Source organism: Streptomyces tubbatahanensis, from assembly GCF_022699385.1.
GTDB classification, from domain to species: Bacteria; Actinomycetota; Actinomycetes; order Streptomycetales; family Streptomycetaceae; genus Streptomyces; species Streptomyces diacarni.
In genome coordinates, this window is the sequence record NZ_CP093846.1 from 6227810 (window position 1) to 6249638 (window position 21829).

Below are 21829 nucleotides of genomic sequence, written 5' to 3' on the forward strand. Positions count from 1 at the left end.
GGTTGGGTACCGGTACGGGCTTCCGATCCGGGGCGGCATCCGACACAGCGGTTCAGCGCGGCGGTAGATCGCTGCCTCCCCGTGCTTGTCGGCACGTCTCGCCGCCGCGCTGAATCAGTGAAAGGTCATCGCGTTGTCCAAGGAGCAAAGAGTGGTGGAAACGGATGTTCCCGCGGAGCAGGAAGGGGGGAACAGCCCGGCGCCGCCTGCCGCGTCCACCGCGCAATGGGGTGCGGTGTGGATCCTGCTGCTCGGCGCCTTCATGGGATTTCTCGATATCTTCATCGTGAACGTGGCCAATCCGTCGATCCAAGCGGAAATGCACGCCTCGTTCGCCGACATTCAGCTGGTGCCGACCGGCTACACCCTCGCCTACGGCGCCGGCCTGGTCGCCGGTGGCAGGCTCGGTGACATCTTCGGCCGCCGACGGGTCTTCCTGGTGGGCGTCGTCATCTTCGCACTCACCTCGGTCGCCTGTGCCGCCGCGCAGAGCCCCGGTTTCCTCATCGGGGCCCGCATCGCCCAGGGGCTGGGCGCCGCCGTGATGCTGCCGCAGGTGCTGGCGCTCATTCAGGTGACGTTCCAGCGCGACGAGGAGCGCAGCCGCGCCATCGGCCTGTACGGGGCGGTCATCGGCATCGGCGTCGTCGCCGGACAGATCGTCGGCGGTTTCCTCATCGAGTGGGATATCGCCGGCCTGGGGTGGCGCTCGATCTTCCTGGTGAACGTGCCGCTGTGCGTCATCACTTTCATCGGTGCGCTCGCACTGGTGCGCGACCCCGGTGAGCGGACCCCGATGAAGCTGGACCTGGTGGGTGTCGTCCTGCTGGGCGCCGGCCTGCTGGGCGTGGTGCACGGGCTGGTCATCGGCGCCGAGCAGGGCTGGACGGGCCTGCGCGTGGGCGAGATGGCCTGCGGCGCGGTGCTGCTGGCGCTGTTCATCCTGTGGGAGCGCCGGGTGGCCGCCGGGTCCGAGGCGCCGCTGCTGCCGCCGCGGCTGTTCAAGCAGCGCGGCTTCTCCATGGGGCTGCCCACGGCGCTGTGCTTCTACGGCGTCAACGGCGCGTTCATCTTCCTGCTGGCGTTCTACCTCCAGCAGGCCCAGGACTTCACACCGCTGCAGTCCGCCCTCACCTTCACCCCGATGGCGATCCTCACCTCTGTCTTCTCGGTGCTGTGCGGCAAGCTCGTGGCCCGCTGGGGCCGGCGGGTGGTGCCCGGCGGCGCGATCGTGATGGCGCTCGGCCTGGGCCTGGTGTGGGTCGGTGTCGACCTGATGGAGGGCACCAACCCGGCGGCGGCCCTGATGCCGGGGCTGGTGCTGTACGGCGCCGGCGGCGGCATCGTGGCCACCTCGCTGATCGGTGTGGCCCTCTCAGGTGTGGTCCCGGCCGACGCGGGCGCCGCCTCCGGTGGCATCCTCACCGCCGTCCAGGTGTCGGAGGCCGCGGGGGTGGCCGGTATCGGCGCCCTGTTCGCGGCGCTGGCGGCCGGCCACGGCGAGGTCAGCGGCTTCGCGGTCTCCGTCGGGGTGCTCGCCGTCGTCTCCCTGCTGACGGCGCTGCTGCTCAACCTGCTCTCCCGCCCGGAAGAGGCGGGTTCCGAGACTGTCGCCTGACCCCCGTGGGCGACAGCACGGAGGGGCGTCGCGGCCAGGCCGCGACGCCCCTCTCGTCGTTGTCCGGGTCACCCGCCGAAGGGGAAGTCCTCCTCCTTGAACGGGGCCAGCAGCTCCGTCCTGTCGTTCGCGGCCCGTGCGGCCAGCAGCGGCGAGAAATAGTCGCGGTAATTGACGACCTTGCCGTCCCGCACGGTGATCACGATGATGTACTTCATCTCGTACTTCTTGCCCGTGCTCACCGTGGTCCCGTGGGCCGTCCATTCCGCGATGACGACCTCCGGATCTGTCGTCTCGTGAATGTGGACGTGCGGCAGGTCATCGATCAGCTGGTGATCGCAGTAGTGCGTGAGGTACGAGCGGATGGTCTCCCTTCCTGCCATGTGGGAAATGGCTCCGGGAGCCGCGAACGGAATCTCCACTGTCCCGTCTTCCGCCCACATGTCGCAGAACTGGTCCATCTCCTTGTGCAGGAGCAGATCCAGAAGGTGACGGGCGACGTCGGCGGGCTTGGTGGGGGTTTCGCTACTGGCCACGAAATGATCTCCAGTGCGGTATTCGACGAATGCTGACGAACTGCGCGTGCTGGGCGCCGATGCTTCCATTCGCCTTCTGAGGCGGTCAACGAAACGCCGCCGTAACAGGGGTTACCCGTCCGCGCCTTCCCGCCCTGCGACGTCCCGCCGGCGGGACGTCGCAGGGCGGGAAGGCGCGGCCCTCCGCCGCAACCCGGCCGCCGCGCCACGCTCCCCGCCGCTGCCCCGAGAACGGGCCGCTGCCCTCGGAACGGGCCGGGGGCGCCGGGAACGCGGCCGGGCCGCTGTTCGGACAGTCGATCGACTACGCTCGCTCGCGGCCACCTGAGCCGAGCCGGGCCGGTAGTGGCCTGGCCACACCGGTGGAACCGGTCGCCCTCCGGGCGCGGAGGTAAACGGAGGTTAGGGGAGCATGGTTTGACAGCGGACAGTACGCGGAGTGCCGACGGCGAGTGGCAGTCCACCCGCGCGAAGAACCTCTGTTATCGCGGCCCGCGACTGGTCACCGGCGCGGACATCGTCCGCATCTCACGGACTCTCGCCCTGGAGCCGTGGCATTTCACCCAGGCCGCACCGGCCGCCGCCAACGACCCGACCGGGGTCGTGTTGGACAACGCGCGGCGCCGGGTGAACGTGCGGCTCGCCAACGCGGCTCACGGCTGCGTCTTCCACGTCGTCACCCTGGAGGGCACCGGACGCTGCGGACTGGGCGAACTGGCGCCGCTCTCCTGCCGGATGTTCCCCGCCGTCCCCGGCCGCGCCGACCGCGACGGCACGACAGAGGCCGACCGCGACGGCGTGCCGGAGGGGGAAGAGAAGGCGGCCGGGGGCACGAACGCCGTGCAGGACCCTGTCGGGGACGAGGGCGAGGGTGAGGGCGGTGACGGCAGCGCGCTCGGGCCGCCAGGGCGCCCGCTCGACGCGGAGGGTCTGGCGCGGGCGGAGCGGCGGTGGGCCGCCGACCGCGACCAGTGGTTCGAGATCGTCGCGCACTGGAACGCCCTGGCGGAGAAGACCGACGACCCGCTTGGTGTCGAGGACTTCCAGCGCTATCTGCTGGAGGCGCACGCGGCCTGCGAGGCCGGTGCCCCCTGGCCCGAGGAGGTGGTCGCGTGAGCGGCTCGGGAGCCAACCTGGCCGGCTGCGCCTCCTGCAAGGGGCGCTGCTGCCGGGAGTACACCGTGAACGTGACCCTCGAGGATGTGCGCAGGCTGGCCGCCGGAATGGCCCTCCACCCGCGGGAGTTCGTCACCCTCAAGGAGAAGGAGGACGGCGACTTCCGGTTCCGGCCCGGCGGCCCGCTCTACGACCTCCGGCTCCGCCACCGGCCGGACACCCAAGGGTGCGTGTTCCTGATGGAGATCGCCCCCGGCCACGCGCGCTGCGGCGCGTACGTCCACCGCCCGCGGGTGTGCGCGAACTTCCCGACCACTCTGACGGGGAACACGTTGTCCATCCGCGACAACACCCTGTGCGGCGACTCGGACTCGTGGAACCTCACGGCGATGGACCTGCCGGCGCTGCGGGCGAGCATCATGCGCAACCGGGCGGCCTGGGGCGAGCACCTGCGGAGGGCCGAGCAGTGGAACGCCCGGGTCGACCGGGGGCACCGGACGCTGTCGGAGGACGCGTTCTACGACTTCGTCCTGGCACCGGAGGAGTTGGAGCAGCCGGAGCAGCCGGAGCAGCCGGAGCAGCCGGAGCAGCCGGAGCAGCCGGAGGAGTCGGAGGAGAAGGCCGCTTCCGCTGCGGAAGAGGGCGCGGCCACGGCCGCCGGCCAGGACACCGCCGCCCAGGACGCCGACGGCCCGGCACACGCCTCCGCCTGACCGAGGCTGCTCCCCGGGCCTGGGGCTGCTCCCCGGGCCCGGGCCTGCTCCCGGGCCCGGGCCGGGAGGGCCGGGCCCGTCGGCGGGTGGGCCGGGTCAGCCGGCCGGCTGCGGGGAGGACGCCGGCAGGTCGTCCGGGAGCAGCAGGCGCAGGTCCTCCAGGCCCGGGGCGGCGATCGTGCCGATGCGGCGGGCCTGTCGCGTCATCATCGACTCCAGCAGCTGCCGGGCGGCGCGCGCGTTGCCGAAGGAGCGGTCGCGCGGGATCAGCTCCACGTAGCCGCGCAGCGCCTCCAGGGTCTCCTCCGGACAGTCGTAGCCGGACTTGGAGGCGTACATGTTCATGATGGTGACCAGCTCTTCCGCGGAGTAGTGCTCGAACTCCACGGTGCGGCTGAAGCGGGACGCCAGGCCCGGGTTGGAGCCCAGGAAGCGCCGCATCTCGTCGGTGTAGCCCGCGGCGATGACGACGACCTCGTCGCGGTGGTCCTCCATCAGTTTCAGCAGCGTGTCGACGGCCTCCTGGCCGAAGTCGGAGCCCGAGCCCTCGGGGGTGAGGGTGTACGCCTCGTCGATGAACAGCACACCGCCGAAGGCCCGTTCGAAGACCTCCTTGGTGAGCTGCGCGGTGTGTCCCACGTACCGCCCCACCAGGTCGGCGCGTGCCACCTCCACGAGCTGACCGGTGTTCAGCACGCCCAGGGAGTGCAGCAGATCCGCGTAGAGGCGGGCGACGGTGGTCTTGCCGGTGCCGGGCGGGCCCGAGAAGATCAGGTGATGGCTGATCCGCGGGATGGGCAGCCCCGCGGCCTGGCGCTTGCGCGTGGCCTCCAGCAGGTTCACCAGGTCCGTCACCTCGTGCTTGACGGCGGCGAGGCCGACCATGGAGTCGAGTTCGGCCAGCAGGTCCTGGGAGCTGCGTGTCGTGTCGCCGCCGCTGATCGTCTCGTCGTCGGCGACGTCGGCCGGGAGCAGCAGCGACAGGTCCGCCTCGGCCGGGTTGGCCATCGAGCCGAGCCGGAACGCCTGCCGGTCCACCATCTCCTCGAAGACGCGGCGGGCCGCGCGGCCGTTGCCGAACGTGGCGTCGCGCGGCATCCGCTCGTAGAGCCGCGCGAGCGCGTCCAGGGTGCTCGGGTCCAGTTCGTACCTGTGGGCCTCGCACATGGACTCGGTGATGGTGACGAGCTCTGCCACGGAGTAGTTGGCGAACTCGATGCTGCGGGTGAAGCGGGAGGCCAGACCGGGGTTGGAGCCGAGGAAGCTGTCCATCTGGTCGGTGTAGCCGGCGGCGATGACGACGACCTCGTCGCGGTGGTCCTCCATCAGCTTCAGGAGCGTGTCGATGGCCTCCTGGCCGAAGTCCGTGCCCGACCCCTTGCTGTCGGACAGCAGGGTGTACGCCTCGTCGATGAACAGCACACCGCCGAGGGCCTCGTTGAACGCCTCGGTGGTCTTGATGGCCGTGCCGCCGATGATCTGGGCGACCAGATCGGCCCGGGAGACCTCGACCAGATGGCCGGAGCGCAGCACGCCGAGATCGGCGAGGATGCCGCCGTACAGCCGGGCGACGCTGGTCTTGCCGGTGCCGGGCGGGCCGGAGAAGACCAGGTGGCGGCTCATCGGCGGGGCCGGCATGCCGAGACTGGCGCGGCGCTGGGCGAGCTGGTTGAGGTTGATCAGGGTGTGCACCTGGTGCTTGACGTCGGCCAGGCCGATCAGCGACTCCAGCTCCTCCAGCGGGCTCTCGGGCTTCTTCGCGCCGCCGCCCGCGGGGCCGGTCTCGGCGCCGCCTGGGCCGATGTCCTCGCCCCAGGCGTCGGGGGACGCGTTGCCGCTGCTGTCCAGCTCCTCCACGGTGAGGCGGTCGCTGCCGCGTGACTGCTTGAGGCCCGCCCCGCGGTTGTCGCGCACCGTGCACCGGTCGAGGACGACCTTCTCGGCGCTGTCCATCCGGATGCCGTCGCCGGTACTGCCGGTGACCTGGCACACCTCCAGGGACGCCTTCGCGCCCTCGGCGATCAGGACGCCGTGGGCGCCTGCCTCGGACAGGCGGAGGCGCTGCGCGGTGATCTCGCCGCCGCTCTCCACGTGGAGGCCGACGCTGGCGCTGGCGGATATCTCGCAGTCGGACAGGGTGCCGCGGCCGTCGGCGCCGACCGAGACACCGGCCAGGGTGGTGCGGCGCACCGTCGTGTCGCGGACCTCAGGAGCGCCGCCGCCCGCGATGCGCAGACCGGCGCCCTCGGTGCCCTCGACGGTGCACCCCTCCAGCCGTCCGCGGCCGTCCTCGGCCACCTCCACGCCGTGGCCGCGCGCTTCGGCGATCCGTGCGCGGCTCAGCAGCGGGTCGGCATTGGTGCGGACGGAGACGCCTGCACCGGCGGCGTCGACCACCTCCAACCGCTCGAACTCCGCCGAGGAGCCCTCCGCCAGCAGCACGGAGGCGGTCTTGTCGGCGCACTCGCGCACGGTGGTGCCGGTCAGCAGGGGCGCGCTGGAGCCGATCACGCGGATGGCCGGATCGGTGGCGGAGTTGAAGTCGCAGTCCCGGAAGGTGCCGCGGGAACGCTCGGTGACGGCGAGTCCGCTGCCCTTGGTACGGGAGGTGACGCAGCGCAGCAGCTCCGGGTCGGCACCGGAGGAGAGGACGATGCCGGGTCCCGAGGTGTCGGTGACCGTGACCTCTTCGAGGACCGGCCGGGAGCTGCTGGTGATGTACACACCGACCGAGGTGTCGTGCACCCGGGCTCGCAGCACCTGGGTGGAACACTTGCCCTCCAGCGCGATGGCGGGCTTCTCGGTCGCGGTCACCTCGCAGTCCTCCACCCGGCCCTGCGCCTCGCCGTTGGCGAGGATGCCGTTGCCCTGCGCGCCGCGCACCCGGCAGCCGCGTACGGTGGTGCGGGCCTGCTCGCCCAGGACGATGGCCGAGGTGCCCAGGTGCTCGAAGACGGAGTCGGCGACGACGCTCCCGGTGGGCGCGGTGTCCACCACGCCGGCGCCCTCGGGGTTGGAGATCCGGCAGTCCCGGATGGCCACCGATCCGTTCTCACGTGCCAGGACGGCCGTCCAGCCCGATCCCACGGCAGTGCAGCCGTCCATGGCCACCTGGCCGCGGGGCGCGTCCACCACGGGGAGGTCCTCGTTGCCGCCGCGCAGGGTCAGGTCGGTGAGCATCACGGCGTCCGCGACGAGTACCACGGCGGTGCCGCGTGACGGGCAGATCTCGACGCTGCCGCGCTCCCCGTCGCCCGCGATGGTGACGCGCGTGCGGACCGTGAGGTTCTCGCGGTACCGGCCGGGCCGGACGCGTATCACCGCTCCTGCGCGAGCCTTCTCCAGGGCCTCGCCGATCGTCCGGAAGCCCTCCGGCTGGTCCGGGCCGACCGTGAGCAACTGCCGTGACACGCTGGGACCTCCTCGTTGTGATGCCGTTGCCGGTCCCCTCGGTGGCCCCGAGCCCGGGCTGCCGGGCGGCCGGGGGAAGGTACAGGCACGCGATGAAGGCTACGGGAACCGTGGCACCGGCAGCCAGGTGCCTCCGCCACCGGTGACGGGCCCGTGCGCCGAAGGTGAGCGGATCCCTGCCTCCGCCCCGGTAGGAGGGGGCGCGGGGCCCATGACCTGGGTGCGGCACGACAGTTCGCCGCCGGACACCCGCCGTCCCCCGGCGGTGTTCCCCGCGGGCGGGGCCGCGAGAGCACGTTACCGTGTGGAGATGCCCTGCGCGTATCGTGCGCGGCATGCGACCTGCTCGTTCCCCTCGCCGCTCGGTAGGACGCGCGGTGGCCGCCTCCCTGCTGGCCGCGGCGCCGCTGGCCGCCCAGACGCCACCCGCCGCCGCCGACTCCGTCCAACTGCCCGCCCTTCCCACAGCACTGGCACCCGACGAGCCGTGCACGCCCGCTTCGAGCGAGACGGCGCGCGAGCAGACGTGGACCCGGCAGGCGCTGGGGCTGCGCCGCTCCTGGTCGCTGGCGGACGGCCACGGAGTGACCGTCGGTGTGGTGGACACCGGGGTCGGCACGGACATCCCGGCCCTCGCGGGGCGGGTGGAAGCGGTCGGCGATGCGGGCACCGACTGCGTGGGGCACGGTAGTTTCGCCGCGGGCCTGATCGCCGCCGCGCCCCGGCAGGGGGTGGGCGTGGCCGGGGCCGCGCCCGCGGCGCGGGTCCTGGCGGTGCGCGGCACCGACAAGCGCGGCAAGGCCACGGCAGAGCAGCTCGCGGACGGGGTACGGGCCGCGGTCGACGGCGGGGCGCGGGTCGTCTACGTGGGGCGCGCGGTGCCGGACGGCAAGGCGGAGCTGACCGCCGCCGTGGAGTACGCCACGCAGCACGACGCCCTGGTCGTCGCGCCGTTCGCCCCGGACGTCCTGCCGAAGGACAGCAGCACCGGCAGGACGAGCGAGCCGGCGCCCCGGTACTGGCCCGCGGCGGCCCCCGGGGTGCTGTCGGTCATGGACTACGGCCCCGACGGCACCCGCCCGAAGGACGCCCCGCAGGTGAAGGGGGCGAAACTGGCGGCGCCCGGGGACGCGGTGGTCAGCGTCGGCCCCAGCGGATCGGGGCACTACATCGGCTCCGGTTCCTCGCTCGCGGCGGCGAACGTGGCCGGGGCGGCGGCGCTGGTCCGGTCGCGGAAGCCGAAGATGACGGCGGCCGAGGTCTCCCGCCAACTCGTCACGGCCGGGTACCCGGCGGTTCCGCCGCGGGTGGACCCGTATGCGGCACTGACCGCCGTCCTTCCGGACAAGCAGGGCACCGTGCCCTCTCCGCCGCCGGCGAAGCTGCCGCCTCAGGCGTCCCCCCAGCCCCTCAACCGCGCGCTGCTGATCGCAGGCGCGGGCGGCACGCTGGTGCTCCTGGTGGCGGGCGCGGCGGTGGTGATCCCACGCGGCCGCGCCCGGGGGTGGCGTCCCGCGGGCGCGCCGGAGGAGCGCGAGACGGCCACCTGACCGCCGCCCGGCCCGGCGGCGGCCGAACCTCCCGAGTCGGCGGGCGGGAGGGCGGCGGACGCGGAACGGCCGGTTCCGCCCCCGGTGAAGACACCAGGAGCGGAACCGCTGAGCCGGGCGCGTTCGGACCGGTTACGCGTCCGGCTCCTCCAGCATCGCCGTCTGGACCTGTGTCTGCTTGCGGCGGGCGATCCGCACGGCCCGTCCCGGGTTCATGGCCCGGCCCTTGACGTTGCCCAGCAGGTAGCCCTCCGAGGGCGGGCAGGACAGCAGCAGGGCCGGGGTGTTGACCTCCAGCATCCGCCGCATGAGCATCTCGTTGAGGCCGCGCCCGGCGCCCGAGGCGCCCCGGGTGACGATGATGTGCAAGCCGACCTCCCAGCCCAGGGCCAGGTGGTTGAGCAGCGGGTCGAACGGCGCGTTGCCGATGCCGGTGCCCAGCATGTCGTAGTCGTCGACCAGGATGAACAGCCGCGGCCCGCTCCACCAGTCGGCCTGCTTCATCCGGCCCGGGGCGATGTCCGGGCCCGGCACCCGCGTCCGCACGGCGCGGGCGGCACCGTCGACGAGGTCCTTGAGCGCGTCGATCGACACCGCGTGGCCCAGCCGGTACTCCTCCGGTACCACTTCCGCCAGGTCGCGGCGGTAGTCCACGAGCATGATCCGCGCCTCGGCGGGCGTGTACCTGTCCATGATGGACTTCGCCATCAGCCGCAGCAGGTTGGTCTTGCCGCTCTCGGTGTCGCCCACGACGACCATGTGCGGGCTCTCGCTGAAGTCGTGCCAGACGACCGACAGCCGCTCCTCCTCCAGGCCGATCGGCACCCGGAAGTCGCCTCCGGCCCCGGGCAGCTGCGCCGCGGGCAGCTTCGTGGGCAGCACCCGCACCTTGGGGGCCGTGGGGCCCTGCCAGCTCTCCTTGACCGCGGCCACCAGGCCCGCGATCCCGTCGGAGAGGTCGTCGGCGGACTCCGTGCCGTCGATGCGGGGGAGCGCGGCGAGGTAGTGCAGCTTGCCCTCCCGGGTCAGGCCACGGCCCGGGTTGCGCGGCACGGTGGCGGCGCGGCGGGTGTCGATCTCGGAGTCCATCGGGTCACCCATCCGCAGCTCCACATGGGTGCCCGCCTGGTCGCGCACGGCGGCGGTGAGCTCCACCCAGCGGGCGGCGGTCACGATGAGGTGGATGCCGTAGTTGAGGCCGCGGGCCGCGATGGCGGCGAACGTCTGGATGTTGCGGTCGAAGTCCTGGCGGACGGTGGACCAGCCGTCGATGACGAGGAAGACGTCGCCCTGCGGCTGGTCCGCGAACTCGCCTGCGGCGCGGCGGCGGCGGTAGGTCGGCATGGAGTCGATGCCGTTGTCCAGGAAGAACCGTTCGCGGTCCGCCAGCAGATTGGTGACCTCGGCGATCACCCGGCCCACCCGCTCGGAGTCCAGTCGTGCCGCGACTCCGGCGGTGTGCGGCAGGTCGGCCAGCGCGGCCAGGGTGCCGCCGCCGAAGTCGAGGCAGTAGAACTGCACCTCGCGCGGGGTGTGGGTGAGGGCGAGCGCGGTGAGGATCGTGCGCACCATGGTGCTCTTGCCGCTCTGCGGGCCGCCCGCGATGGCCACATGGCCGCCCACGCCCGACAGATCGACGGTCAGCAGGTCGCGGAGCTGCTCGAAGGGCTTGTCCACGATGCCGACCGGCACCGTCAGCCGTCCGCGCATCGGCCAGCCGACGGTGGTGAGGCCCAGCTCGGGGTCGGGGGTCAGCGGCGGCAGCACCTGGTCGAGAGTCGCGGGCACGCTCAGCGGCGGCAGCCACACCTGGTGTGCGGAGGGGCCTGCGCCCAGCAGCCGGTCCACGGCGACGGACAGCAGGGTGTCGCCGCTCTCCTCCTCGGGCTCGGTCTCCGGCTCCGGTTCGGGATCGGGGAGGTCCGGGAGCTGGCGGGGCACCACGTAGCCCGCCGTCCACGGCACCGTCTGGCTCGCCACCCTGGCCTGGTTCACGCGGCTGCGCCGCTGCTGGTAGGGGCCGGAGACGTACGCGGCGCGGAAGCGGGTCAGAGCCTCCACGCCGGACTTCAAGAAGCCGCTGCCGGGCTGCGGCGGGAGCTGGTAGGCGTCCGGGACACCCAGCACACCGCGGCTCTCCATGGCGGAGAAGGTGCGCAGTCCGATGCGGTACGACAGGTGGCTCTCCAGCTGGTGCATCCGCCCCTCGTCCAGCCGCTGCGAGGCGAGCAGCAGGTGGACCCCGAGGCTGCGCCCGAGCCGCCCGATCATCACGAACAGCTCCATGAACTCGCGGTGCGCGGAGAGCAGCTCGCTGAACTCGTCGACGATGACGAACAGGCTGGGCAGCGGCTCCAGCGGGGCGCCCGAGGCACGTGCCTTCTCGTACTCCAGCGCGGAGGTGTAGTTGCCGGCGGCGCGCAGCAGCTCCTGGCGCCTGATCAGCTCACCGTGCAGGGCGTCCTGCATGCGGCCGACCAGCGCGGCCTCACCGGCGAGGTTGGTGATCACCGCGGAGACGTGGGGCAGCTCGTCCAGACCGAGGAAGGTGGCACCGCCCTTGAAGTCCACCAGGACGAAGTTGAGTGTCTCGGAGGAGTTCGACAGCGCGAGCGCCAGTACCAGGGTGCGCAGCAGTTCGCTCTTGCCGGAGCCGGTGGCCCCGATGAGCATGCCGTGCGGACCTGTGCCGCCCTGCGCGGACTCCTTGATGTCCAGTTCCACCGGGGTGCCGTCGGGGCCGACCGCGATCGGCACCTTGAGCCGGTTGGACCCGGTGCTCTGCTGCCACAGGCTCTGCGGGTCGTGCCGGTACAGGTCGGTGATGCCCAGCAGGGTGGTCAGTTCGACGTCCGAGGAGAGCGGTTCGGCGGAGTCGCCGCCGCCCGTGCCCATCCGGTAGGGGGCCAGCCGCTTGGCCAGCGCCGTCGCGCTGATCGTCCCCATGGGGTCGGGGCGGCCGAGTAGGGTGGTCTGCTCCTTGCGCTCGCGGTCGGTGCGGACCAGTGCGAAGGAGTCCTCGCTCACGTCGAACCGGAGGGTGACCCGACCGGGACGCCAGCTCAGCGCGCCGGTGAGGTCCAGCACGACGGCGTTGCGGAAGCCCGCGCCGTCCAGCCGGTGGCGGGCGGGCACGGAGCCCCCGTCGAGCACGATCACGGTGTACGGCTCGTCGCGTCCCGGCGGTGCGTCGGGGTCGAACGACGGCCGCTCCAGGAACTCGGCGCCGAGCAGGTCCTCCAGCTCGTTGAAGGCCGAGACGAACATCCGGGCCGGGCCTGCGCCGTCGCTCTCCTGCGGGTGCAGGTTGTGCGGCAGCCACTTCACCCATTCCCAGTCGGCCCGCCGCTCGTCGGACACGCACAGCGCCACCCACACGTCGTCGGGGGCGTGGAAGGTCACCAGCTGTGCCACGATCGCGCGGGCCAGAGAGCGGATGCGGTCCTCGTCGCCGCGGAAGAGTACCCGCGCCCAGGCCCGCAGATAGATGGCTATGGGCTGCTCGGGCACGGTGGAGTAGGCGCGGATGAAGCTGCGCAGGGCGTGGGCCGACAGCGGTTCCAGGTCCTCGACCGGGGTGGTGGCCGTGGGCGTCAGCCGCAGGCCCAGCTTCTGTTCGCCGACGGCCACCCGTATCTCGCCGAAGTCCGTGTCCTGCGGACGGCGCTCCCACAGCCGCGTGGTGCCCGCGAGCTGCCACAGGGCGGAGGGCGGCGGATGCCGCCAGGCCAGCGCCTTCTGCTGGTCGACGACCGCGGCCCGCACCTTGCGCCGGATCTGGGTCAGGTAGCGCAGGTAGTCGCGGCGCTCACCCTTCAGCCGCTGTTTGCGCTCGCTGGCCTTGCGCATCATCTGGCCCAGCATCATGGCCGCCGAGGACAGCACCATCAAACCCATGGCCAGGTACATGTAGTGGCTGCCGCGGCCGCCGCCCATGCCCGGTCTCATCAACATGAGCATCATGGACACCGACATCAGTGCCATGGGCAGGTAGGTCCAGACCGCGGAGCTGTCCGGCACGACCTCGGGCAGTGTCGGCGGCTCCTGCAGTTGCAGTTCGCCGTCCGGCATCTCGGGGCCGCGCCGACGCGCCGGGCGGCGGAACAGGACGACGCTCAACGCCGGTTCTCCTCACGGGGCGGGGCACAGTCGGTGGGGGGAACGCCCTCGGTCCGTGGGCGTTCCGGCGCGTCCGCACTGACGATCAGGGTCCGCCCTGACGACCAGAGTGAACTCTGCGTACTTGGTATACCAGTTCTCGGAGCCGGCACGTGATGCGCACCCACCCTGATGTGGGGTTACTGCACACATCTATGATGACGTCTCGTCAGCGCCCCCTCGCCCCGTGCGGGAACGACCAAGACCCGGGAAGCCCCCCGCGCAGACCCCCGGAAGAAGCGTGAGCAGCCCGATGACTGACAACCAGGTGGCAGGTCTGTGCCGCCTGACCATATGTGCGCCGGCCAAGTCCATCGACCTCGCGGTGCCCTCCGACGTGCCGGTGGTCGACCTGCTGCCCGCCGTCCTCGGCTACAGCGCCGACAACCTCGCGGAAAGCGGCATCGACCACGGCGGCTGGGTACTGCAGCGCCTCGGCGGTGAGCCGATGGACGAGGAGCGCACCCTCGACTCCTACGACCTGCGCGACGGCGAGACCCTCTACCTCCGGCCGCGCATCGACGCCCTCCCCGAGGTCCACCTCGACGACCTGGTGGACGGCATCTCCACCACCATGCAGGACCGGCCGCACGGCTGGAGCCCGCGGGCCAGCGCCCGGCTGCTGATCGGCTTCGCCGTCACAGCGCTGCTGGCCGGAGCGGTCGTCCTCGCCCTGCCAGGCGGCTCCACCGGCCTGCGTGCCCTCGGTGCCGCCGCGGCCGGGCTGCTGCTGATCGCCGGGGCCGGCTCGGCCAGCCGCGCGGTGGGTGACGCCGGGGCGGGCGCGGCTCTCGGCATCATGGTGGGCCCCTACCTCGCGCTCGCCGGCTGGCTGCTGCCCGGCGGTGACATGGGGGGCCCGCACAGCCACGAGGTGCTGGGCGCCCGGCTGCTCGCCGCCTGCGCCGCGGGCGCGGGCGGCGCGATCGTCGCCCTCGCCGCCGTGGCGTCCTTCGCGGCGCTCTTCCTCGGCCTCGCCGTGGTCATGGCCTTCGGGACCCTCGCCGGCGCCCTGATGGTCCTCACCGACCTGGGACCGTCCAACGTGGCCAGCATCCTCGCCCTGCTGGCAGTCCTCCTCGGGGCTTTCGTCCCCTCGCTGGCCTTCCGGATGTCCGGGATGCGCATGCCTCCGCTGCCGACCAACGCCGACCTGCTCCAGGAGGGCATCGAGCCGCACCCCACGTCCGTGGTCTCCGCGCGGGCGGTGCTCGCCGACGGCTGGATGAGCTCGCTGTACGGGGCGGTGGGTGCCGTGTGCGCGGTCTGCCTGGCGCTGCTCACCCACGACGGCGGGCTCGCCGAGGTCATCACGGCCGTCGTGCTCGCGCTGCTGCTGTTGCTGCACGGCCGTGGCCTGGGGAACGTGTGGCAGCGACTCTCCCTCTTCGCCCCCGGGGCGGGCGGCCTGTTGATGCTCGTCCTCTTCCGGGCCGTGACCTACTCACCGGACAGCCGGCTGCTGCTGGTCGCGAGCCTGCTGGCGGCCACCGCGGGCATCGCCATCGCGTCGTGGACCGTGCCTGGCCGGCGGCTCGTCCCGTACTGGGGCCGGGCCGCGGAGATCCTGCACTCGGCGACCGCGCTCGCCCTGCTGCCGCTGGCCCTGTGGGTGCTCGGGGTGTACGGCGCCCTGCGCGGCCTGAACGGCTGACGGCCCGAACCGGAGGAACGCACAGTGCAGTCCAAGCGCGACCAGGTCCAGGCGCACATGTTCGTCATGGGGCGGCTGACCTCGGGCATGCTGCGCGCCGACCCCGACGCCCCCGAGAGCCCCCAGGGCAGGACCAACCGCGGGGTGGTCATCAGCATCATCATCGCCCTCCTGATCTGCGCGGGTTCCTTCGTCTTCGGACTGATCAAGCCGGGCACGAAGGACTCCTGGCGCGAGCAGAACACGCTGGTGGTCGACAAGGACACCGGCGGCCGCTACCTCTACCTCGACGGGCGGCTGCGCCCGGTACGCAACTACACCTCGGCGCGGCTGCTGCTGGGCGCGGACCTGGAGACCGCGTCCGTCGGCAGTAAATCCCTCAGCGGCACCGCGCACGGCGCGCCCGTGGGCATCGTCGGGGCCCCCGACAACGTGCCGGACAGCGGCTCCCTGTCCTCCGACCCGTGGCAGGTGTGCTCGGCCGAGGGCGACGAGGGGACCGCCACGGCGCTGGCCGTCGGCAAGGACGTCGACGGCAAGGGCCTGGGCGGCTCCGAGGGGCTGCTGGTCACCGGGTCGGGCAAGGCCCAGTACCTGGTGTGGCAGGGCAGCAAGTTGCGCCTTGACGTGGACAGCGGTGCGCGCGAGGCACTCGGCTACGGCTCGCGCCGCTCGCTGCGGGTGTCGGCGGCGCTGCTCAACTCGCTGCCCTCAGGACCCGACCTCGTGGCCCCCGACATCCCGCGGCGCGGCAGCCCCGGCCCGTCCCTGGGCGGTGGGAAGACCCGGGTCGGCCAGGTCTTCCGGGCGTCGGCGCCCGGCGGCGAAGCCCGCTACTACGTGTTGCGCAAGGAGGGGCTGACCCCGGTCAACGCCACCGTGGCCGCGCTGCTCCTGGGCAACCCGCAGACCAAGGAGAAGGCGTACGCGGGCGGTGGGGTCAACGCCGTCCCGCTGGGTGCCGACGCGGTGATCGGGCACCTGGCGCCGGACGCCGAGGGCGGGGACACGCGAACGGACCTTCCCGAGAGCCCGCCGAAGGCGGTCGAGCCGGGTACGGACGAGGTTCCGTGTGTCGGTATCCGGTCGGGCGAGGACGGCACCAGGGTGAGTGTGTCCCTGGCGGACGTCGACGGCATCGGCCGGGCGGCGCAGGCCGCCCCGGAGGCGCTGACGCCGGCCTGTGTGAAGGCCGACCGGATCGTGGTGCCGCCGGGCGGCGGGGCCCTGGTCCACGCCCTGAGCGCGGACGGCTCCAACGTCGGCAGCACGGTGTACCTGGTGACGGACAGCGGGGTGAAGTACCGGGTGCCGACGGCCGACGCGCTGAAGGCGCTGGGATACACCACGAGCCAGGCGCAGCGGCTTCCCTCGTCGCTGTTGTCGATGCTGCCGACCGGGCCGGACCTGACGCCCTCGGCGGCGAAGTCGGGCCGGTCCAAGGCGACAACTCCGCCGTGTGACACAGGCAACAAGAAAGCGGTAAACCCTTGACCGCGGCAACTCGTCTTTCCCATCGGTATATCGACATTTGAGGAAAGTCTGAGGGCGTGTCACCGCACGTCAAGTACCGCAAGACCAGGCAAAGATGGTGGTGCGGGCGCATAGCGGCATTTCTCGCCGAGGAACGTTGCTCACGCTTTGCGACCCTTCTACCATCCTTGTCAGGACCAACCAACTGGATGAGGATGCCTCCGCATCCGGTTACGCAACCGCGCCGGCGCCTCGGGCCTGGCGGGGAGATTTCCACCGGAAGGGGCCGGCCCATGACGGGTATGCAGCGGGCAGAAGAACAGGCGACACGCAACGGTATTCAGGCCCTTGAGATGGCCTTCTCTGGCGTCCAAAGCCGCCGTCAGGATGTCGAGAGCACCAAGCACGGCATGATCTCGGCGCTCCAGGGCAGTGACGGTGGGGCCTTTCAGAAGCTGCTGGACTCCTGGGACGAGCACGCCGAGATCATCTCGAAGAACCTCCAGGACATGATCAACCAGCTCAACGAGACGCTCCGTGCTCAGGGGATGACACAGGGTTCGTCGAACGACGCCATCAACCAGGCGTACTCCCAGTCGCAGACGATCTTCGACGGCCTGATGGGCAGCACCGCCGGACAGTGACCGCCCGGGCCGGTACCGCTCCGGCCCGCCGCAGCCGCAACCGTAAACGCCGCACCGACAGCCATTCAGCGAAACGAGGTCACTGATGCCGGACAACCTCACTGACGGATATATCTACGTCAGCTATGCCCACGTCGACAACGCCGTCGAGGACATGCGCCTTCAGACGCGCGAGATCGAGAAGATCATCAACAGCCTGAACGACGAACTCCAGGCGCTGAAGAACTCGTGGGAAGGTGACGACCGCCAGGTCTACGACGAGAAGCAGGCGGCGTGGAACCAGGCCGTCACCAATATGGCCAAGTGGCTCAATGACAACGCGGCCACGCTGAACAACATCCGCGACCTCTACACGCACAACGAGCGCCAGCAGACGCAGAGCTGGCAGGACGTCAAGATCGGCTGATCCGACGATGCTCGGGCGGTCGTCCCACGACGAGCTTCACGTGGGGCGGCCGCCTGTTGTCGTCGCCCGGACCGTGACGGAGGAAGAGGCAGGGACATGGCCGAAGGCAATCAGCCCCCGACGCAGCTCAACAAGGAATGGCTCCAGAATTTCAAGGACCACGACATAGCGGCTTTCCGGGACGCACTCAAGGCGGTGTCCGGGGACAGTACGGGAGACCCGGTGATTCCCGGCATGTTGTCCCTGAAAGGTGACAACGGAGCAATCGACGGTCTTCCCTACGGTACCCCCGTCCCGCTCGCGATCGGGAACCTCGCGCAGGACCAGGACAGCAACGGGGACCGGGTGAACAGTGCCGTCGTGGAGATGGTGAACGCTCTCGAGGGGATTCTCACCAGCCACAAGGAGCTGTTCAAGGACATCGACTCCGCCCTGGAGGAAACCATCGAGACCCTGTTGAAGACACAGGGGGAGAGCCTGGATTCCATCGAGGGCCAGAAACTCTTCGACATCTTCGAGGACGAGGACGTCGAGACCGACCTCACGACCACGCCGAACGAGGACGACAGTGGCGGGGGCGGCGGCGAGGACGACGAAGACGAGTAGACCTCCGCCGCCCCCGCCGTCACACGGGCGTCGTCCCGCCTGCTGACCCACTTCGCCGCCCCTTTCCGCCCGCTGATCCCGCCCGTTGATGGAGTTCCGCCATGGCCGATGACAACAAGGACGACGACACTTCGCCCGCGGACTACTGGTTGCAGGCCGTCGAGCTCTTCACGGGGTACAAGGCGGATGCCAGGAGCACCCTCTTCGACGAACTCGTCGGCAACGACGGCATCAAGCAGATGCGGGTCGAGATCTCCAAGCAGAAGAGCGTCGAGTCCATCGACGCCACCGACTTCAACTGGATGTCGGAGAACGCGGGCTGGGACATCCAGAACACCGACTTCGTCATTCCCTTCTACACGTCGGGCGGGGGCTCGGGTGCCACCTACTACAAGGCGCGCATCACCCTGATCGGTTCCACGGGTCACATGCCGTCGGGTGGCGAGCACGTGGGAGGTGAGATCCAGAGCGCTTACGGCCAGGAGCTGGACGACGGCCACTTCAAGCCGACCGACGACGGAGTGGTCTGGAACAACTTCAAACTGACCAAGTACTCCTACGGTACGGGCCGAGCCCTGCAAGCCCTGTTGGAGAACAACGACGGGAGCATCGGCTTCGCCTGGGGCGGCGAGGATCCCATCGGCCCCGACAAGGGCGTCAGGCTGAAGTCGTTCGACATGGTGGGGGACGCCTTCGACCGGGTGGCCAAGTTCATGTGGGACAGCAAGGCCACCATGGACGAGTGGCAGAACCGCGTGGGCAGCGAGCAGAACGACGCGTGGCTGGGGCAGGCGGCCGGTGTCTTCTGGGACCTCATTCACGAGCTCCGGCGGCGCTACGACAACTACGTCGAGGACATGGGGGCCGAGAACGGCGGTGTGTCGAAGCCCGGCACCGAGCTCCGGGCGGCGGGCGAGGCTCTCCGAACACAGGCCAAGAACCTCTACGACAAGTGGGACTACTGGAACGTCTACGAGGGCAACCCGCTGCGGTGGCTCGTCGACCTCCTGTCGGAGATCGCCTCGAAGACCTGGGACAACAACCTGACCCAGCTCGACGCCGACTACGAGCCCGGCTACGGCCCCTACGCCGTCGGCCACTGGGAGTACACCCCCAAGGGTGGCTTCACCTCTGCGGCCACGGACGCGAACGGCAGGACGTACGGCGACATGTCGGAGTACTCCACCTGGAAGGCGGTGAGTGAAGAGGCGGTCAAACGGTGGAACGACTCCGTCGAGGAAAAGCTGGTCGGCCCCGCCGAGATCGCGCTGCGGAACCTGTCCAAAGCGTGGGGTGCCTCGCAATTCGACCTCGGTTCCATCAGCACCAAGGGGGACTCGGGGATCGAGGAGTCCTTCAAGGAGGACCAGGCCGCCAAGGAGAAGAAGGACGCCGAGGACAAGGCGGCCAAGGACAAGGCGGAGGCGGACGCCAAGTACGAGAAGGACAAGAAGGCCGCGGAGGACAAGGCGGCCGCGGACAAGGCGGCGGCTGACGCCAAGTACGAGAAGGACAAGAAGGAGGCCGAGGAGAAGGCGGCCAAGGAGAAGGCGGAGGCCGAGGCCAAGTACGAGAAGGAGAAGAAGGAGGCCGAGGCCAAGGCGGCCAAGGAGAAGGCGGAGGCCGAGGCCGAGCGGGAGGAGCAGAAGGCCGAGGCCGAGGCGTACCGCGAGGAGCAGGAGGCCAAGGCCGAGAAGGAGAAGAAGGAGGCCGAGGCCGAGCAGGCGCAGCAGGAGGCCAAGCAGGAGCAGATCCGCAAGGAGCAGGAGGCCAAGCAGGAGCAGATCCGCGCCGAGCAGGAGGCCAAGCAGGAGGAGGCCCAGCACAAGCAGGAGGAGGCGCAGAAAGAGGCCCGGGCCTTCCAGATCCAGCAGGCCAATCAGCAGAAGGCCGAGCGGGACAGGCGGGAGAAGGAGCAGGAGAAGAAGCAGGCGGAGGCGGAGGCCAAGCAGGAGCAGATCCGCGCCGAGCAGGAGGCCAAGCAGGAGGAGGCGGAGAAGAAGCAGGAGCAGATCCGCGCCGAGCAGGAGCGCGAGCAGGACGAGGCGGAGAAGAAGCAGGAGGAGATCCGCCGGCAGCAGGAGGCCAAGCAGGAGCAGAAGGAGAAGGAGGCCGAGGCCGAACGGGCGGAGCAGGAGGCCAAGCAGGAGGAGTACCGCAAGGAGCAGGAGGCCAAGCAGGAGGAGGTCCGCGCCGAGCAGAAGGCGGAACGGGAGGAGGCGGAGAAGAAGCAGGAGGAGATCCGCGCCGAGCAGGAGGCCAAGCAGGAGGAGATCCGCAAGGAGCAGGAGGCCAAGCAGGAGGAGGCTCAGCACAAGCAGGACGAGTACCGGCAACAGCAGCAGCGGCTCAGCCATCAGCTCAACGACGGCGATCTGGGGCAGCGGCACCTCAGCCCCGACATCTCCGGGCCGGTCAACGGCAATGACTCGCTGACCAACCCCGACGGCAGCGTCTCGCATCTCGACTCCCAGGACCGGGTCGTCACGGAGTTCCCTGACGGCAGCAGGTCCGTGGTGGACCCGGACACCCAGATGTCCACGGTCACCAGGCCGGACGGCAGCTCGTACTCCGGCCCGCTCAACGCGGGCGACTCGCTGACCAACCCCGACGGCAGCACCACCCACCTGGATCAGCAGGGCCGGGTCGTCACCGAGTACCCGGACGGCAGCGTTTCGCGGGTGGACCCGGACACCGGCGCCACCTCGATCACCAACTCGGACGGCACGACGACCACGGGCTACCTCAACGACCCCGACAGCGCCTCCCCGGGCTCCCACCAGCTGAACGGCGGCGGCCACCACGGCTCTTCGGGCACCCCCTCCTACGACTACGGCGACCCCTCCTACGAGGAGGAGCTGTACGACGATTCGCCGTACAAGGAACCGTCGCTGGCCGGCGCGTCCGGCGGCGGATCCGGCGACGCGGACGCGGGGCGCGGCACCCCGCTGAACAGCGGTCCGATGCCGGGCGGAGGCGCGGGCGGTATGCCGATGGGTGGTATGCCCATGGGCGGCATGGGTGGTATGGGCGGTATGGGGGGCGGCAAGGGGAACGACGGCCCCTCGGAGCGCGTGCGCAACGTCATCGACACGGGCGACGTGGTCAGCAACCGCCGCCCCGGCGCGGCGGGGCGCGGCAAGGGCGGGTACGAGGAGCGGCAGACCGTCAGCACGACCGGTGCCAACCCGTATCTGCCGGCGATGGGGGGCGGCAGGGGTGCGCCGGGACAGACGGAGACCGAGAGCGGCGACCGTGACCGCGAGGTCTGGGAGCCGGAGGACGACGATGTCTGGGGTACCGACGAGGGCGGATCACCAGCGGTGATCGGCCGGTAGGGCCAGACGCCCTCGGCGGAGCGTCCCCGCGCCGGGTGGTGCCCGTTGGCATGGCAGACCCGGCCGGGAATGGCTTTTTCGTTCCGTTGTACGACAGAATGATCGCTCAATACCTCTGAACAGGAGTTGCGTTGTCCGAGCCACTGCAGGAGCGCATCGCCCACGCCATGGCCGAGTTGGAGGCCACGCGGGCCGCCGTCTCGCGAGCGCAGGCGGACCTCAGCCAGGCCGCCGCGACGGTGCGCTCCAAGGACCGCGTGGTGGAGGCCACCGTCGGATCGCAGGGCGAGTTGACGGGCCTGAAGTTCCTCGACAACAAGCACCAGAGCATGACGGGACCGCAGTTGGCCGCCTCGGTCATGGAGGCCGTCCAGCAGGGCAGGTCGCAGATGGCGCACCGGGTGATGGAGACCTTCGCGCCCTTCACCCAGCCAGGCCCCGAGGGTTCGGTCCGCCGGGGACTGGACATCGACTGGAACAGTATCTTCGGGTCGGCGCTGAGCGGTGAGGGCCGAACCGGCTCCGGCCGGTCGGGCCGGAACCGGTTGCGTGACGAGATCGCCGAGGACGACGAGAGCGCGGGTTGAGCACGGAAGGGGAGGGACA

General features: G+C 70.8%; 14 protein-coding genes. 11 read left to right on the forward strand and 3 right to left on the reverse strand.

Annotation, left to right across the window (positions count from 1 at the left end):
• The first annotated feature begins 154 nt into the window (after positions 1 to 154).
• Positions 155 to 1618 carry an MFS transporter gene (locus MMF93_RS26830; protein WP_242755494.1) on the forward strand — a complete coding sequence of 488 codons (1464 nt, stop codon included), beginning with the start codon at positions 155 to 157 and terminating at the stop codon, positions 1616 to 1618.
• 68 nt (positions 1619 to 1686) lie between these two features.
• On the opposite strand, the gene MMF93_RS26835 is transcribed toward MMF93_RS26830, so the two are convergent.
• Positions 1687 to 2154, reverse strand: a complete 468-nt coding sequence (locus tag MMF93_RS26835; RefSeq protein ID WP_242755495.1) for a nuclear transport factor 2 family protein — start codon at positions 2152 to 2154, stop codon at positions 1687 to 1689.
• A 417-nt stretch (positions 2155 to 2571) separates the two neighbouring features.
• On the opposite strand from MMF93_RS26835, the gene MMF93_RS26840 reads away from it, so the two are divergent.
• Complete coding sequence (locus MMF93_RS26840; RefSeq protein WP_242755496.1) at positions 2572 to 3270, forward strand: hypothetical protein; 699 nt, start codon at positions 2572 to 2574, stop codon at positions 3268 to 3270.
• Positions 3267 to 3983 (forward strand): YkgJ family cysteine cluster protein, encoded by a 717-nt coding sequence (locus tag MMF93_RS26845; protein ID WP_242755497.1) that lies wholly within the window; start codon positions 3267 to 3269, stop codon positions 3981 to 3983. Before MMF93_RS26840 ends, MMF93_RS26845 begins: the two co-directional genes overlap by 4 nt.
• 96 nt (positions 3984 to 4079) lie before the next feature.
• On the opposite strand, the gene MMF93_RS26850 is transcribed toward MMF93_RS26845, so the two are convergent.
• Positions 4080 to 7394: a right-handed parallel beta-helix repeat-containing protein gene (locus tag MMF93_RS26850; RefSeq protein ID WP_242755498.1), complete on the reverse strand. Its 3315-nt coding sequence runs from the start codon at positions 7392 to 7394 to the stop codon at positions 4080 to 4082.
• Positions 7395 to 7729: 335 nt separating this feature from the next.
• On the opposite strand from MMF93_RS26850, the gene MMF93_RS26855 reads away from it, so the two are divergent.
• The gene (locus MMF93_RS26855; RefSeq protein ID WP_242755499.1) at positions 7730 to 8944 is read left to right on the forward strand and encodes a S8 family serine peptidase; all 1215 of its coding nucleotides are present in this window, start codon (positions 7730 to 7732) and stop codon (positions 8942 to 8944) included.
• A 132-nt stretch (positions 8945 to 9076) separates the two neighbouring features.
• Here the strand turns inward: MMF93_RS26855 and eccCa are convergent, their stop codons facing one another.
• Positions 9077 to 13063, reverse strand: a complete 3987-nt coding sequence (gene eccCa, locus MMF93_RS26860; protein ID WP_242755500.1) for a type VII secretion protein EccCa — start codon at positions 13061 to 13063, stop codon at positions 9077 to 9079.
• 292 nt (positions 13064 to 13355) lie between these two features.
• Here eccCa and eccD point away from each other — a divergent pair, with 292 nt between their 5' ends.
• From eccD to MMF93_RS26895, 7 genes are all read left to right on the forward strand, one after another.
• Entirely contained in the window at positions 13356 to 14756 is a 1401-nt protein-coding gene (gene eccD, locus MMF93_RS26865) for a type VII secretion integral membrane protein EccD (protein WP_242755501.1), read from the forward strand.
• A 24-nt stretch (positions 14757 to 14780) separates the two neighbouring features.
• Positions 14781 to 16250 (forward strand): type VII secretion protein EccB, encoded by a 1470-nt coding sequence (gene eccB / locus MMF93_RS26870; protein WP_242755503.1) that lies wholly within the window; start codon positions 14781 to 14783, stop codon positions 16248 to 16250.
• 272 nt (positions 16251 to 16522) lie between these two features.
• The gene (locus MMF93_RS26875) at positions 16523 to 16873 is read left to right on the forward strand and encodes a hypothetical protein (RefSeq protein WP_242755505.1); all 351 of its coding nucleotides are present in this window, start codon (positions 16523 to 16525) and stop codon (positions 16871 to 16873) included.
• An 85-nt stretch (positions 16874 to 16958) separates the two neighbouring features.
• A complete protein-coding gene (locus tag MMF93_RS26880; RefSeq protein ID WP_114022835.1) occupies positions 16959 to 17279 on the forward strand; it encodes a WXG100 family type VII secretion target in 321 nt (106 codons plus the stop codon).
• Positions 17280 to 17375: 96 nt separating this feature from the next.
• Positions 17376 to 17885, forward strand: coding sequence for a type VII secretion system-associated protein (locus MMF93_RS26885; protein ID WP_242755507.1), 510 nt, complete (start codon positions 17376 to 17378; stop codon positions 17883 to 17885).
• A gap of 101 nt (positions 17886 to 17986) precedes the next feature.
• On the forward strand, positions 17987 to 21223 hold the full coding sequence (locus MMF93_RS26890) for an AAWKG family protein (RefSeq protein ID WP_242755509.1): 3237 nt from the start codon (positions 17987 to 17989) through the stop codon (positions 21221 to 21223).
• Between the two features lie 131 nt (positions 21224 to 21354).
• The gene (locus tag MMF93_RS26895) at positions 21355 to 21810 is read left to right on the forward strand and encodes a YbaB/EbfC family nucleoid-associated protein (protein ID WP_242755511.1); all 456 of its coding nucleotides are present in this window, start codon (positions 21355 to 21357) and stop codon (positions 21808 to 21810) included.
• The last annotated feature ends 19 nt before the right edge of the window (positions 21811 to 21829 follow it).